We start from the raw sequence: 13985 nt of genomic DNA, 5'->3' as shown, positions 1-13985 counted from the left end.
TTCCAGCGCTGGCCGCCGGTTCACTCGCATCGGAGGAACGGCCACCGCCTCCGGCGGGCAGGCCGGGTCGGCCCGGGTTGCGTCGACGCTGGCGGCAGGGGAGGTGTAGGCGGGAGTGCAGGCCTGCGAGGGAGGAGCAGAGGTACAGGAAGAGCGGGTTGCGACGCGAACGGCGGCCGCAGGTAAGGGCTCTGGCGTCAAGGTCGGCGGAACGGGCGGCGCCGGGGCCGGCCGGCTGCGGCGCGGGCGTTAGGGCGGAGTGAGCGCCGACTACGGCTTCGACACCGACGCCGTCACCCTCCTCGCCGTCTGGGCCGAGCGGAACATCCGGAAGCACCCCTTCGGGGTTCGCCGACAACTCGGCGGACCCCGCCACGAGCCGCCTGCCCCTACCGTGGGCCCAACGGCCCAACGGAAGTCGGGATGCCCTTCGCGTCGTTCGCGGCCGCCGTCGACGCCTTGATGCCGAACGCCTCCGAGGATGAACGCTGCGCGGCCACCGCGCACCGGTTGTATCAGGACGCGAGTGCCCAGCCCTGGATCCGCGAGGCCGAGTGGGAATGGGGCCGCGCCCGGCAGGCCACTGCGGCTCAGGGACGGGCCGAGGCCGCGGTCGCGCAGCCGAGCGTCGACGTCGCGGCCGGCGGGTGACCTCGGTGGTGGCGCCCGCACCGCGTCCGGTCGATGGGGTTCACTCGTTCGAGTTCGCAATCTGTGTTTTACCTATGAAACCACCAAGTGACTTGCGTCACAGTCACGCCTGGCGTTGGCGCACATCCATTGCGTGACGGCCCGTCAGTCTGCAGGTCAGGGCCCGTTGTCCGTGATTTATGTGATCACTGTACGGACTTAGATGATCTCTCAACGTCACACCGGTGAAGGCGCACATGCGTGTTCGGCGCTCTCGACCGGTTGAGTAGTGCCCACTCCCAACCCCCTTGTACGCGACGGCGCACAACCGCGCCCCGCGGGAGCACACGCACGTGTACAACCTCAACGAAGAGGATCCATGACCGAAGACGACGACGGCGGCCCCGTGGTCGACGCCGTACTGCCCCTCCCTCTGGACTTCGAGGCCCACTACCTCATCAACCAGGAGGCGTTCCACGAGTTCGCGCTCTACGTCCTGGGCTCGAACGAAGAGGCTGAGGAGGCCATCCACCGGGTGTTCCTGGAGATTCTCCGCCACTGGGACGACCTGCTGGAGCAGCGCAATCTCCAGGCGCAGACCTGGGCCATCATGAGGCGGGTCGTCATATCGCAATCCCTGCTGAGCAAGCGGCTGGAGCTGTCGAACGTGCACACGAGCATCGGCCTCTACGCCGCTCTGAGCGCCCTGCCGCCCCGCCAGTTCGACGTCATCGTCCTGCGCTACGTGATCAAGTACTCGACCAACCAGATCAGCTGGTACCTGGGAGTCACCCCGAGCACCGTCGACTACCACTGCCGCAAGGCCAAGGAGCGGCTGGAGTTCAGCCTGCGGCCCTACATCAAGCAGGAAGACGCCACGTGAGCATCGCCGATCAGTTCCTCACCGAGGTCCAAAAGGCCTCCGAACCCCGCCGTAGGCCCTTCGACGTCGCCATGGGCCTGCGGCGCCTCGCCGAGGAGGCCGGATACACCCGCCCCACCAAGGAACTGTCCCCAACCTCTCGTGCCCGCCACCAACTCACCCTCATCTCCCGCTGGACCCTCAACCTCCCCTCCGCCGCCACCCACCTCAAGTGCCTCGCGGACGAGATCGCGAACGTCCCCCCCGGCGGCTCCCCGCCCGGGGGGGACCTCGACATCGACGGGATCCAGATCTACGCCGCCATGCTCCACCTCGCCGACCACTCCGAAAGCGCCCAGTTCTGGTGGCAGCTCGCCGCCGGCGCCGACCACGGAGCCGCCACCTACAGCCTTCACCTCCTCCACCTCAGCCGCGGAGAAACCAGAGAAGCCACCTTCTGGCAAGACCAACTACGCCACCACATCTCCGATGACTTCCTCCAAGGCCTCGACCAGTTCGTCGCCTACGTCGGCCGCCACGACCCACCCGGATCACCCGCCGCCGTCGCCACCACCAGCCTCGAGGTCGAGTTCGACCGCCTCAGCGCTCGCTCCCGGCTCGTCTTCCTCCCCGGCCGCGAGCTCGCCGACCGCCTGCACTGCTTCGCCATCCGCAACTGACCACCTCCTCCGTCAGGTCCGCCACGGCACCCGAACCGCCCCCTCCCCGCGTCCGGACCGAACAGCACATCCGGCAGACGCCCGGCACCCGCCGACTGCTCGTGGACACCGAACCCCGGTGTCGTCCGCAAGGGGAACCCGACCCCGGGCCGTACGGCCGCGGGCCCGGGCGACGTACAGCGGGCGGCCGAAGAGGAAGGGCCCACCACCGTAAGCGACGAGAAGCCGACGGCCTGGACCACGCTCCGTCGACGGCCGTGGGGTAGAGATCCCCGCGGCGATCGACCGGATCTCCCGCAGCCCGGCTCGCCCAGACCCTGGCCGTGTGGGCGACGCCTCGCCCGCTAGCGGTCACGGCCCGCAGCGGTCGGGCGGGGCGCCGGCCGGACAGCCTCAGCAAGGGAGCGGGCAGTCCCCTTCAACGCAACCCGGCCGGCGAGGGTGTCTCCATAGGGATGGCCAGCGATCCGGGCGGACGGTGCGAGGAGACGACAGCGGTCGGCGGCCGCGCAGCCGCCGAAAGCCAGACCCGGCGACCACGACGGAGCCGAGAGCCTACGGAGGCGTTCACCAAGATCGCCGCCCAGGAGGAGATTCGCCCAGAGAACCTCGACCAACCGGTGTGGGCGAGGCGGTCAGGGCCAGTTCTGTGCGGCGCCTAGGGGGCGGGGGTCCAGGCGACGACCTCTTCACCGCACCCTGCTGCCAACTGGTAGAGCCGCCGCTGCTCCTCCTGGTCAGCGGCCAGGCCCCACCGGAGCTTCGTCGACGTCCACTCGACCGCGTACCGGCACAACGCCGACGCCGCCGGAGGCAGCCAATCACTCGGGTCCTTGTCGCCTTTGCTGCGGTTCGTCTTCGCCGTCACCGCGACGAGCGACTGCGGCGCCGCCTGATCGTTTGCGTAGGCCTCGCGGCGGGCCGCCGACCAGACGGACGCCCCGGAGTCCCAGGCCTCCGCGAGGGGGACCATGTGGTCGATGTCCAGCCCGGCCGCCCCGACGACGTGCTGGACATCGTAGTACGACGACCACTCGCCTCCGCTGAGCGCGCACCCGGGGCCCACGGCTGGGGCGGCCATCGCCTCCGAAATCAAGACCTCCGCCCGGGTGTTGCAACCGTCGCGGAGATCAAGACCGGCGTTCCAGTGCCGGAACTTGGTCCGTGCGTAGCCCTCTCGGCTCTCGTCGGACACAGGGAGGAGGCCGACGGCCACTCCGAGGGGGGCGGTCTCCTCAGGCGCGGCGGCGTGGACGGTCTGGGCGGTCAGGGTCAGCGGGAGAACGGCGAGCGCGACGGCCGTGGCTGTGCGGCGCAGGGTGGTGATCATGGACAACAGGCATACCGGGCAGGCCCGGTTCCCTGGGCCCGGTCTGGGTGCAGGTCACCCGCCCGGGGGACAGCATCGCCTCGAAGGCTCCGGGTCGGGACCCTGGAGTACTCCCTGCTGCCGCCCCGCCAGCGAATCCACTGGGTCTCGCGCGCTCGGGGAGTCCGTCTCCCCGCCCCGGATGACATGTAATCGTCCACCAGGGCCACCGCTCACCACGGACCGCGACTGGAAGATCGCGGCCGGGCGGCGGTGCTCGTCGACCGGTCCGCGACGCCCCCACGCCGCGTCATCCGCGCCCTGGCCGCGGTCAGGGCGTGGCGGTCGAGTCCTCCGCGGGGTCGAGGAGGGGTTCGAGTTCTTGTGCGGCGCCGCACAGCGAACAGAGCGTCACACCGGCCTGTTCCGTGGCTGTCAGCGCTGCGTCCAGCCCCAGTACCTGGACGTCGAAGGGTGCCTCGGAGCAGTCGGGAGCGTGGACGACTGCTGGCCCGGTTGTGCGCCGAGGGCCGGCCTTCTGGAGAACCCAACCCGTCGGTCGACGAGGTCCTAGGATCGTGTCGACCGCGGTCGGTGGCTTCATCCGCCGGGTGGGCACCGTGTTGTACGAGATGCCGTCGACCGGGCGAACCATGGCCGGAGCTCTCACCCACACCCGGTACTCCGACGCCTCCACACCACCGTCGTCCGTGTTCCGCCACGCCGGGACGCCCACCCAGTACCACCATTGCCCGGGCGTCTGACGACGCTCGTGCAACCGCCCCGTGACCTCCTGGCCGTCCGGAAGCACCACGGTGATCAGCGGCGCGTCCACCCCCGTCTGCACGGGCTGCTCCTGGTCCGACATCAGGCAGTCCGCCGTTCCTCGCCGACGTCCTGGTCGAGGTGCTTGAGCGCGGTGCGGGCGTCCGAGACGGTCTCGCCTGTGAGGGTGCTCCAGTACGGGTGGGTGACCACCATCGCGGCGAGGGCCAGGCGGCGGGAACGCAGAACGGCGACCTGGTCCTGCTGCTCGTCGGTCCAACCCGGGGACGCGGGACGGGCACGGACGCCACCGGAGTACCAGTAGTCCTTCGGACGCTCCCACCCTTCCAGCGGCTCCACCGAGTACGGCAGTGCCTCCAGCAGAGCCGTGAGCTCGGCGGCGACCACGTCCAGCTCACGCTGCGCGGACACCAGGTCGCCGGGGAAGTCGTACGTCGCCACAGCCCCGACATTAGTTCGACCATGCCCTGCCCTGCGCCAGGCAGGACCGTGATCCTCCTGACCTGTGCGACCTGGGCCGTAGCTTCCCCGCTGCTCAGGGTGCTTGAGGAGACGCCTCGCGTTTGGCGTGCTTGGTCAGCGCCCGTGTTCCCCGTTGCCGAGTTCGGGGTCGTCCGCCATGGCGCGCAGCACCGCGGCGGTCTGGGCATCGGTGAGCGCGGCACCGGTGGCTCGGCGGCGCGCGTCATCGGCGAGGCCAAGTTCGGCTTCGAGCGCGGCCATCGCCGCGGGTGTGTCGGTGATGGGTGTGCCGTCGGCTTTATGGCCGAGGCACAGGAGCGGCTCGGGCAGGTGACCGCAGCGGGTGCAGCGCAGGTCGTCGGGGATGGGCTCGGACATGGCGGCTCCTTGACCTGCGGTGCTCAACTTCGCTGACACTAGCTCGCGTTCGTCGAGATTCGGTGGCGAACGGTCCAACAAGACGCCCCCCGAACCGCCCGATCAGGTTAAAGGAATGGGTTAAACGTCAGGGTAAATCAGTGCTAGGGTGAGGGTGCGAAAGGGGATCGATATGGCGTCTAAGGAAGAGCTGTTCGCGAACATCGACGCGTTGCTGGAGGAGGAGCCGCAGCTCCCGCCCCCGGCGGAGCGTGCCCGGCTGCGGGAGGCCGCCGGCATCACCCAGGCCCGCCTCGCGACCGCGCTGAAGTCGACCGTGCAGACGGTCAAGAACTACGAGAACGGCCGCTCCGAGCCGAAGTCGCCGCGCCTGGAGGCGTACCAGCGGCTCCTCAAGGGCTGGGCGGCGAAGTACCCCGCCCACAGCCACGGAGCTCCGGCCCCGGCGACCGCTCCGCAGCCTGCCCCGGTGCCGGACACGTTCACCGGTCCGGCCGCGCCCGAGCTCGCCGACGTAGCCACCCCGGCGCAGGCCCCGGCCGCGCCCGAGCGCCCCGCCCGCCCGGCGACGTCGCGGCGTCCGGCGGCGAAGAAGGCCTCCGCGCCCGCGGTCGACCCGCGGTTCCCTCACGGTCCGCTGGCCGTCCTGGACGGCGACGGCTCCGCGTACGCGGTGGGCGGCGTCGTGCTGGACTGCCCGGCGACCACCGTGCCGGAGCTGGTGGAGTGGACGCTGCGCGAGTCCGGTCTCGGTGCGCCGAAGCTCAACCGGTACGGCAAGGACTCCGATCCGCTGATCGTGCTCACCGCGGCCGCCGCCGTGAAGCTCGGGCTGCCCGAGCGCCTGGAGGGCCACGAGCAGCGCCGCTCCCTGCGCCTGCCGGAGGACCACCCGGTCGTCAAGCAGGTCGCGAAGGCCAAGTGGCAGCTCACCCAGCGCGGCTTCGGCCCGTGGGCCAGGGTCTACCGCAAGGCGCAGGGCCGCGACCGGCAGTGCGTGCAGCTGGCGGTCCTGTCCTGGGACGCCCTCGATGAGCGGTCCTGGCCCGGCGTGACGGAGATGGAGCCGGCCGACATCGCCCGCGTCCTCGGGGTATACGCCCAGCGGGTCATCACCCCGCGCGGCTCCACCGCCGTCTCCGGCCTGGAGCTGATGACGGCGCTGCGCCCGCCGACGAAGGCCGTGCAGGACCCGGCCACCGGCAACTGGGTGTCCGGCTACAACGCGGGCAGCCTCGGCACCGAGCCGATGGACCCGGCGCCGCCGGAGGCCACCCCGGAACACCCCGTCGTCGTGAACTCCGGCTGGACCGGGGGCTTCCTGAACGAGGAGGCGTACCAGTGGGTGCGCTCGGTGGACACGCTCTCGGACGAGGAGTGCACCCTGCCGTGGGCGGTCGGCCTCGACCTGAACACCGCGTTCCTCGCCGCCGCGGCCCGCCTGGTCGTCGGCCTCTCCGCCCCTGACCACTTCCACGCCCCGAAGTTCAACCCGAAGATCCCCGGGAGCTGGCTGGCCGACCTGTCCCACATCGAGCTGGACGCGCGCCTGCCCAGCCCGTTCACGCCGGACGGCTCCCGGCCGACCGGCCCGGCCTGGTACCAGACGCACACCCTCGCCTACGCCCAGGAGCTCGGGCACGACGTGCACCCGATCGAGGCGTACCTGCGCCGCGAGACCGGCGCGTACCTCGACCCGTGGCACGACCGCCTCAAGAACGCCTACGTCGACACCCTCGCCGACCTCGGCGTCACCAGGGACCTGTCCGACACCGAGTTCCTGGCGGCGATGGAGCAGCACAAGCAGAAGGACCCGGCGCTGGCCGCTGTCCTGTCCGCGATCAAGGCCACGGTGAAGGGCGGCGTCGGCAAGCTCCGCGAGCGCCCTCAGGGCAAGCACTACAAGGAGGGCGAGACGTGGCCGGCCCTGTCCCGGCCGACCTGGCGCCCCGACATCCGCGCCGCCGTCATCAGCAAGGCCCGGGTCAACATGCACCGCAAGCTCCGCAACATGGCGACGATGACGGGCCTGTTCCCGCTCGCGGTGTTGTCCGACTGCGTCGTCTACCCCTCGCCGGGGGAGAGCCCGCTCGACTTCCTCCCGTACGCCGCCTCAGGTAAGCCGCAGCCGGGCGGGTTCCGCCTCGGCCCGACGCCGGGTCTGGCGAAGCTGGAGGGCGTCCAGTCGATGCTGTGGGCGGTCGATCTGATGGAGAAGGGGCTGAACCCGGCCCGCCACATCAAGGGCGGCGACGCCGTCCTGGACGAAGGGGAGTAGACCCGTGGGGGAGATCGAGGACGCGATCGAGCGGGCCGACCGCGAGGCGTTCACCAAGGACCCGCCCAAGACCCTCAAGGGCCAGATCGGGTTCCTGCTCAAGCAGTTCGGCAGCGCGAAGGCGGTCGCGGCGGAGATCGGTGTCACCGCCGACTCCGTCAACCGCTACCGGCGCGGCGCCCGCAAGCACGCCCGCGCCGACGTCGCCGCGAAGATCGACGACACGGTGAAGGCTCGCTGGCAGCCGCTGGTGCGCAAGCGCCGGCAGAAGCAGGCCGCCACCACCGGCGGGGTCACGGTGGAGACGAGGGCCCGGTTCGGGTACTCCGCGGCCGTCGGCACGACCGACGACGGACGGTTCCGCAGGCTCACCGTGCACCTCCCCGCGGCCTACGCGCAGCGCCTGTTCGACGCCCGCGACACGGGGGCCAGCGACCAGGAGATGCGTGGAATCATCGCCGAAGGGTTCAAGGAAGTGTATTTCCAGGACGGCGGCGGTCGCGCTATGGGACTGTCGGACGTGGAAATCAACGACATTGATTACCTCGATCTGGACTACTGACTGGAAGCGAAAAGCGTGACCACTGAATTCCCGCCCATTGACCGCGACAAGAGCCCTTTGCTCGATGCCGACCACGATGCTGTCCGCATCGCCAACGCGCTGCGCTCCAGCCCGCACATCACCTTCGTCGCCCCGGCCGCGCCCGGTGACGAGACGGTCTGGTTCCGCGACGCCGACGGCACCGGCTTCGACCTGTCCCTCGCCACCGTGGAGCCGGACCCCGACGGTAAGCGGGTCGCCTACTCCTGGGACGCCGTGGTCGCCGCGATCGGCAACCACCAGCACTTCATCCGTGCCGCCCTCGAACAGCCATCCTTCGGGCCGCTCAACCTCAACACCATCACCGCGCTCACCCGCACCGGCAACGAGTACACCCTCACGCTGACCCCCGCCTACCGCCCCGTCGACGACCAGGAGCACGCCACCCCGGCCGCCGACGTCGCCTACGCCGCCGACCGGCTACTGACCAGCGACCCGAGCGACTCGGAGCGCGCCACAGCCGAACTCCTCAACTACGTAGCCGCCACCTGGGACAAGCAGGACCTGCCGCTGCGCGAGCACGCCCAGGCCGTCGCCCGCACCCTGACCCGGTAGGAGGGGATCCACCCATGACCGCATCCACGGCCACCCGGCGCGCGTACGGTGAGGGGAGGACCCGCCGGGAGGACACGATGAGCGCGCAGCCCGACCACGCACCCGCCACGCCGTACGCTCCCGCGCCCGGGGCGCCGGCCGAACTCCTCGCCCAGCTGCGCGCCGACAAGCGCGCGGACCGCTGGGTGCCGGCCTTCGAGCGCGACTCGAGGCGTCCTGGGCACTGCCGGCCGCGCCCCGCTGCGTCCACTGCGGCGAGCGCATCACCTCTGCCGACGGGCCCGGGGACACCTGGTTCGGGCCCGTACCCGAACCGGGCCAGGACCGCCTGGACATGCCCGTCTACCACCTAACCCGCAACACCTGCCGGATCGCCGGCGGCCTCCCGCCCCGTTCCTGACGGCACACGCCCCGTACGACGAAGAGCGCCTCGCCCCGGCATTGCAGCTGCCGGGGCGAGGCGCTCTTCAGTCTCCCAGGTGTCAGGGAGCGCAGTGCGTGCAGGCGGGGGTGCCGGTGAAGGCGCTGTTTGCCGCGGCGACATCGCGGCCGGTGAGGTGGGTGGCCGCGTCCAGGGAGGCGGACAGCGGACGTCGCGTGGCAGTGGTGAACTGATACGGCTTGTCCGTGGTGATGTACCGGTCGGCTGATGCGGCATGTCGCCCCGGGTTCTTGCGGTAGACGGTGGTCGCACGGCTCTCCCGGCGCCACTTCGCTTCGTGCTCGCCCCATTTCTCCTCGGCGTCCGTCGCGCTCATGCGAAGGGCCTCGCCGATGGTCTCCCAGCTCGTCCCGCGAACCCTCTCGGTGATCACCGCCTGCCTGACCACCGAGTCCTCAACACCGTGGGGCAGTGCTCGCACGTAGTCACCCGCCCGAGCCAGGTCCTCACCCACCATCTGCGCGTACCCACCCAGGCGTGTCGCGACGGATTCGATCACGTTCACCAGTTGGATCCTGGCGATGTCGGAATCGGTGAAGCTGTCGGCCGGCAACTGCTCCGGGTCCACCTGAACGGTATCGATCTCGATAGTCATGGCGCGGATCGTAGAGCCGTACTGGCCACCCTCCAGATGTGAGGCTCACACCCTGTTTCCCCAGGTGAAACGGCACACCGCACGGTTGTAAGGCTGTGAGGTGCAACGGGACGAACCACGGTCGAACCGGGACCTCGCGGTGCTCCGCCGCCGATGTCCCACGATCGGGTGAACCGCAAAGCGCCGGTCGTGCCGACCTCCCCGCCTCGCGAAGACCCCGGTCGGAGTGCGGCCCGCCCGCACCGGTTCCAGAGAAGGCCGCGATCCCCGGGGGCGGGTACCCGTACGGTAGGAGACACAGGATTTACACGCCCGGGGCCGCCACCTCGGGTGACCGCCACAGGCCCCCGGGCCTCTTGTTCTCCACCCGCCAGGAGACCGTCATGAGCACATCCGCTTCGCACCCCGGCCGCCGCGAGCTGCGTGTCACCGTCACCGACGAGGTCTACGAGCAGCTCCAAGCGCTCGCGGCCGGCAAGGCCGTCCCGGCGGAGGAGTACGCTGCGCGGATGCTCACCGACGACATCACCCGCTCTCGGTTCCTCGCCGGCGCCGAGGAGTTCGTCGCCGAGCACGCCCTCGGCTTCGCCGAGCGCTTCGGCCCCCGCCCCGCCGCTGGAGACCAGGCTGCGTGAACCTGACCGTCGACCTCATCTGGCTCCTGCAGGTCGCCCAGGAGAAGATTCCGGGCGATCCCGACGTCGTCGACTACGGAGCTCTGGAGGCCGCCCGGGCCCGCCACTGCGCGGTCGTCATGGGCACCACCGTCTACCCCGAGCCGCACCACCGCGCTGCCGCCCTCCTGCAGTCCCTCGTCCGGCTGCCCGCCCTGGAGCACTCCAATGAGCTGTACGCGGCCGCCGTTGCCGCAGCCTTCCTGAGCGCCAGCGGCCGCGCGGTGAAGGTGAGCACCCAGCAGGCCGGGGACTTGGTCGAGCAGGCCGCGAACGGGCTGGACGTCCGCGACATTGCCACCGCTCTGGCCGCCTGGACCCCCTGAGGCTCTGTCGTCCTCGGCCCAGTCCAGGCGGCACCGGGCCGTTTCCACGGCGTAGTCACCGCCGTATCCACCCAGTTGCCATCTGGGCGGCAACGCGTAGCCGCCCGGTAGTCACCAGCGGCCGCGGGACCGTTCGGCACCGAGCTGGACCTCGCGCCGGCACTCGCGACAGTCCGGCAAGCCGCTCACCCGCCGGCCCTCTCCCTCCGCCCACTTGAAGCCGCACAGCGTGCCAGGGCCCCGTCCTCTTCGGGGTCGGTGGCGTGCGAGCCGTGGCCCGGCACGTTCCACGTGACGTCGCGCCGCCCTCGTAGGGAGCGCCCTCCGGCCACTCGTACACGGCCTCGGTGGTCGTGCAGCGCATCCGGAGGTCGGGCCCCTCCCAGCGGGCACCCCGCCGGCGGGCGCCCCGCCGGGCCTCGGTCGCGGCGTCGACGGCGTCGGCCAGACGCTCGAAGGACAGGTCGTAGTCCTCCATGTGACGCCAGGTACCCGGCTCCTGCTTCCGCATCAGCTCACTGCGGCCTGTCCCAGCGGGCCCTGATCGCCGTCTCCGGCCGTACGGATGCCGTCGCGGAGATCGTCACCCGCCGACTCGCCGCGCTCGCCCACAGCGGCCTCCAGACCCTCGACGCCGCCACGGTGCGCGCCGTGGTCCGCCAGGCCGTGCACGACGTCCGCACCGCGCCGTCCCAGGCGCCCGCCGAACCGTCGGCGGACCCAGCCGTCGCCGCGCTGCGCGTCGTCGTCGACGACCTGGCCGCGTGCTCGCACCAGCTCGGGGAGCTGATGCTCGAAGTCGCCCCCGCCTACCTCTCCGACACCGAGGCCGCCGACGTACTGGCGCTCCTGTGCGACGAGATCGGCGAGCCCCTCGACCACGGCCTTGCTGCCCGCCGCTACGCCCTGACCGGGGACCGCCGGGCCCTGGCCGGGACGGTGCTGTAATCGGTGCTGCCCGTGGTCCTGGTCGTGCTCACGGTCTGCTGTACGGCGAAGGTCCGGGGGCAGCGCAGCAATTGCATGGGCCAGGCGTGCTGCTCGTACAGCAGGCCGGCGCGCTCGCGCAGCGGCGGGCTGCCGCTGTAACGAGCCGATGGCAGCAGCGGCGGATCGGCGAGCCGCGGCTTGTTCCAGAAATCCGGAACGGTCCGGTTCACCTGGTGCTACCGGCTCGGGGCGGCCCGGCCGGGAACGACGACGGCGCCCTCCCTATGGGGTGGGCGCCGTGGCGGTGGCGGGGCAGGAGCTACGGGCTATCCGGCCAGTCGCAGTGAGGGCTGGACATCCTCAAGAGTGGCGTCTTCGCCATCGTCGGGATCCGGGTCGAAGTCGGTGCCGGTGCGGCCGTCACGTACGCGGGGCGGGCGGATGTCACCGACCGGGAAGTTGATGGGCCACACATGGGTGTCCGGGGCCTTGAGGTGGTTGGTCATGTGGGCAAGGGACTCGTAGCCGGCCAGCAGCGGGTGGATGAGCAGCGTGCCCTTGCGCTGACGTTCGCTGATGATGCCCTTGTCACGCAGCTGGCTGATGGCCCGGGAAACGGCTGACTGGGACAACCCGAGGCGCTCGGCAAGCTCCTGCTGACGGATGTGGACCAGGCCGCCGGGCTCCTGGCGCGCGGTGAGCACGTCGAAGATGTCGCGAGCTGTGGCCGACAGGCAGGCGTTGGGCAGGACCTCGAACAGCTGCGGGTTGTGGAATCCAGGGATCGTGCTGCTCATCGCGAGGTCTCCTTCTTCCCGACCGTCGGAATCTCGATCTGGTGCTCCAACAGAACGTTCTGCAGCGACACGACCAGCTCCCGGTGGTGGTCACTGCCCCACCCGTAAGCGTAGAGCGGGTTCAGCCGGTACAGCCCGCGCTTCTCCTTCCACGTGAAGTTGTGGCGGGAGAGCTCCCCGATCGCCTTGCTGACCTTGGTCTGCGAGCAGCAGAAGTGCTCGCCCAGCTTCGCCTGGGTCGTTTTCACCAGGGCCTGCCGGTCGTGGTGCGTGACCAGGTAGTCCAGCACGTCTCGGGCCACCGTGGTGAGCCGGAACTTCCACAGGTTCGCCTGCAACACGTCGGAGACGCTGGAGTGGTTCGTCCCGTAGAAGGCGTAGGGCCGACGCTTGCGGTCGTAGGTGAACGTCCCGCCCTTGGACAGCTCCTTGAACTTGTTGAGCAGGGCGGCAGCCGATTCGAGGCCGTTGACGTCGTCCCGCTCCGGGGCAGGGACGGGAGCCAACGGCGGTGTCCGCGACGGCGCCGATGCACTGCTTCTCAAGCGCTGAGCCACTGACTTCCCTCCATGATCATCGAGGCGCATAACATACCTCATGAGTGATGTTATGCGTGAGATCCATTCACCTTCGGCGTGTCCCTAGCCAGGGACGATCTAGTCCGCTAGGCCGCATACATCTCAGGCCCCGCGACCACGATCTATGCGTGCAGGGGAATAGAACTTCCACGTTTCCGCAGGTCACAGTTCCGCACCTTCTGATCTTTAGAGGCCCGCCCCCTGGCGGCCCTCGCTGTGCCCTCCAGCCGCTCCATGCAGCAGCGAGGCTCGCGACCAAGCGGGGGAGGCTGCGGATCCATCCGTCGGCACCCCGCCAGTTGCTGCGCGTCGGCCCGCGGGCGGGACTGAGGCGGCTTCGCGTGCGGCTCCGTGCGTCGGGTGCAGACCGTAGCCGGCACCAGCGGAACTGCGTCTTGGGTGGTACCGGCCGTGACGCTCAAAAGCATCGACGCGTGGCCGGTGTTGGTGGCGGGCTGCTCCGCCGTTCGGCCTAGCGGCCGAACGGCTCATGCACCTCCGCACGTTGAATTCCAGCGTTCCCATATCGGGCTTCCGTTCTATGGTTAAGCTATTCAGAGCCGCGTTAATTGAATTCGACCAGTGAGTTTATGATCAGGGTCAGGGGTGGCACGCCATCGACCCATACGCTACACAGTTGGCATCAGTGATGCAGCATGCAGGCCAACGCGTTCCCACTCTCGGGTGACTCTTCACGAACTCCGCCGCACATTGCCGGATTAACCTGTATGCTGACGGGGTACTCGTGAACGTGAACGGCCGGTTTTAGCGGCGGGGGAGGGGTTCGGGTGGAGCGCAGCGGAGCCCGTCACTGCGGTACGGCCGGCACTCGATTGGACCGACAGTCCGTCATCCTCGTTGCGGGGGGTGGTGGCTGGGAACCCCACACCCTACACAGGCCCGCGCGTGATGCACCTCCTCCTCTAGCCAGCGCCGTTGAGCCTCGCTTGCGAGGCTCCGGCAATTCGCGCTTGCGCGAATTGCCTTCCCTCCAGTTGGTTTATGATTTCGCTTGCGAAATCATAAACAGCGCCCGTATTCGGGCGCCTGACGAAGCGTAAGCGGAGTCATTCACTATGCCCCGATTTATCGGGGCATATCC

Annotated in this window: 16 protein-coding genes; 9 read left to right on the top strand and 7 right to left on the bottom strand. The window is 69.9% G+C overall.

The window, feature by feature from the left end; genetic code table 11:
• Nucleotides 1-423: 423 nt before the first annotated feature.
• The 3 genes from ACFWIA_RS27835 (at nt 424) to ACFWIA_RS27825 (ending at nt 2172) form a co-directional block, all read left to right on the top strand.
• Nucleotides 424-651, top strand: coding sequence for a hypothetical protein (locus ACFWIA_RS27835; RefSeq protein ID WP_387009726.1), 228 nt, complete (start codon nt 424-426; stop codon nt 649-651).
• 358 nt (nt 652-1009) lie between these two features.
• Nucleotides 1010-1513 carry an RNA polymerase sigma factor gene (locus ACFWIA_RS27830; RefSeq protein ID WP_387009724.1) on the top strand — a complete coding sequence of 168 codons (504 nt, stop codon included), beginning with the start codon at nt 1010-1012 and terminating at the stop codon, nt 1511-1513.
• Complete coding sequence (locus ACFWIA_RS27825) at nt 1510-2172, top strand: hypothetical protein (protein WP_387009722.1); 663 nt, start codon at nt 1510-1512, stop codon at nt 2170-2172. Before ACFWIA_RS27830 ends, ACFWIA_RS27825 begins: the two co-directional genes overlap by 4 nt.
• 658 nt (nt 2173-2830) lie before the next feature.
• On the opposite strand, the gene ACFWIA_RS27820 is transcribed toward ACFWIA_RS27825, so the two are convergent.
• From ACFWIA_RS27820 to ACFWIA_RS27805, 4 genes are all read right to left on the bottom strand, one after another.
• Nucleotides 2831-3502: an HNH endonuclease family protein gene (locus tag ACFWIA_RS27820; RefSeq protein WP_387009720.1), complete on the bottom strand. Its 672-nt coding sequence runs from the start codon at nt 3500-3502 to the stop codon at nt 2831-2833.
• 310 nt (nt 3503-3812) lie between these two features.
• Complete coding sequence (locus ACFWIA_RS27815) at nt 3813-4349, bottom strand: DUF6233 domain-containing protein (RefSeq protein WP_387009718.1); 537 nt, start codon at nt 4347-4349, stop codon at nt 3813-3815.
• Nucleotides 4349-4708 (bottom strand): hypothetical protein, encoded by a 360-nt coding sequence (locus ACFWIA_RS27810; RefSeq protein ID WP_387009716.1) that lies wholly within the window; start codon nt 4706-4708, stop codon nt 4349-4351. Before ACFWIA_RS27810 ends, ACFWIA_RS27815 begins: the two co-directional genes overlap by 1 nt.
• A 135-nt stretch (nt 4709-4843) precedes the next feature.
• On the bottom strand, nt 4844-5107 hold the full coding sequence (locus ACFWIA_RS27805; RefSeq protein WP_387009714.1) for a hypothetical protein: 264 nt from the start codon (nt 5105-5107) through the stop codon (nt 4844-4846).
• 172 nt (nt 5108-5279) lie between these two features.
• Between ACFWIA_RS27805 and tap the strand changes: the two genes are divergently transcribed.
• Genes tap through ACFWIA_RS27790 form a run of 3 tightly spaced genes read left to right on the top strand, consistent with a single transcriptional unit; the run spans nt 5280 to nt 8541 of the window.
• Nucleotides 5280-7385 (top strand): telomere-associated protein Tap, encoded by a 2106-nt coding sequence (gene tap, locus ACFWIA_RS27800; protein WP_387009712.1) that lies wholly within the window; start codon nt 5280-5282, stop codon nt 7383-7385.
• A 4-nt stretch (nt 7386-7389) separates the two neighbouring features.
• On the top strand, nt 7390-7947 hold the full coding sequence (gene tpg / locus ACFWIA_RS27795; RefSeq protein WP_387009710.1) for a telomere-protecting terminal protein Tpg: 558 nt from the start codon (nt 7390-7392) through the stop codon (nt 7945-7947).
• Nucleotides 7948-7962: 15 nt separating this feature from the next.
• On the top strand, nt 7963-8541 hold the full coding sequence (locus ACFWIA_RS27790; RefSeq protein WP_387009708.1) for a hypothetical protein: 579 nt from the start codon (nt 7963-7965) through the stop codon (nt 8539-8541).
• Between the two features lie 482 nt (nt 8542-9023).
• On the opposite strand, the gene ACFWIA_RS27785 is transcribed toward ACFWIA_RS27790, so the two are convergent.
• Nucleotides 9024-9578, bottom strand: a complete 555-nt coding sequence (locus ACFWIA_RS27785; RefSeq protein WP_387009706.1) for a hypothetical protein — start codon at nt 9576-9578, stop codon at nt 9024-9026.
• A gap of 383 nt (nt 9579-9961) precedes the next feature.
• Here ACFWIA_RS27785 and ACFWIA_RS27780 point away from each other — a divergent pair, with 383 nt between their 5' ends.
• The 3 genes from ACFWIA_RS27780 (at nt 9962) to ACFWIA_RS27770 (ending at nt 11526) form a co-directional block, all read left to right on the top strand.
• Complete coding sequence (locus ACFWIA_RS27780) at nt 9962-10213, top strand: hypothetical protein (protein ID WP_387009704.1); 252 nt, start codon at nt 9962-9964, stop codon at nt 10211-10213.
• Entirely contained in the window at nt 10210-10578 is a 369-nt protein-coding gene (locus tag ACFWIA_RS27775) for a fic family toxin-antitoxin system, toxin component (RefSeq protein WP_387009703.1), read from the top strand. Before ACFWIA_RS27780 ends, ACFWIA_RS27775 begins: the two co-directional genes overlap by 4 nt.
• A gap of 651 nt (nt 10579-11229) precedes the next feature.
• Entirely contained in the window at nt 11230-11526 is a 297-nt protein-coding gene (locus ACFWIA_RS27770; protein ID WP_387009701.1) for a hypothetical protein, read from the top strand.
• A 308-nt stretch (nt 11527-11834) separates the two neighbouring features.
• On the opposite strand, the gene ACFWIA_RS27765 is transcribed toward ACFWIA_RS27770, so the two are convergent.
• Nucleotides 11835-12305, bottom strand: coding sequence for a helix-turn-helix transcriptional regulator (locus ACFWIA_RS27765; RefSeq protein WP_387009699.1), 471 nt, complete (start codon nt 12303-12305; stop codon nt 11835-11837).
• Nucleotides 12302-12811, bottom strand: a complete 510-nt coding sequence (locus ACFWIA_RS27760; RefSeq protein WP_387009697.1) for a hypothetical protein — start codon at nt 12809-12811, stop codon at nt 12302-12304. The genes ACFWIA_RS27765 and ACFWIA_RS27760 overlap by 4 nt, the downstream gene beginning before the upstream one ends.
• Between the last annotated feature and the right edge of the window lie 1174 nt (nt 12812-13985).

The organism is Streptomyces sp. NPDC127068 (assembly GCF_042724695.1).
In the GTDB taxonomy this organism is placed as follows: Bacteria; Actinomycetota; Actinomycetes; order Streptomycetales; family Streptomycetaceae; genus Streptomyces.
This window is presented reverse-complemented; position numbering and strand designations above follow the sequence as displayed.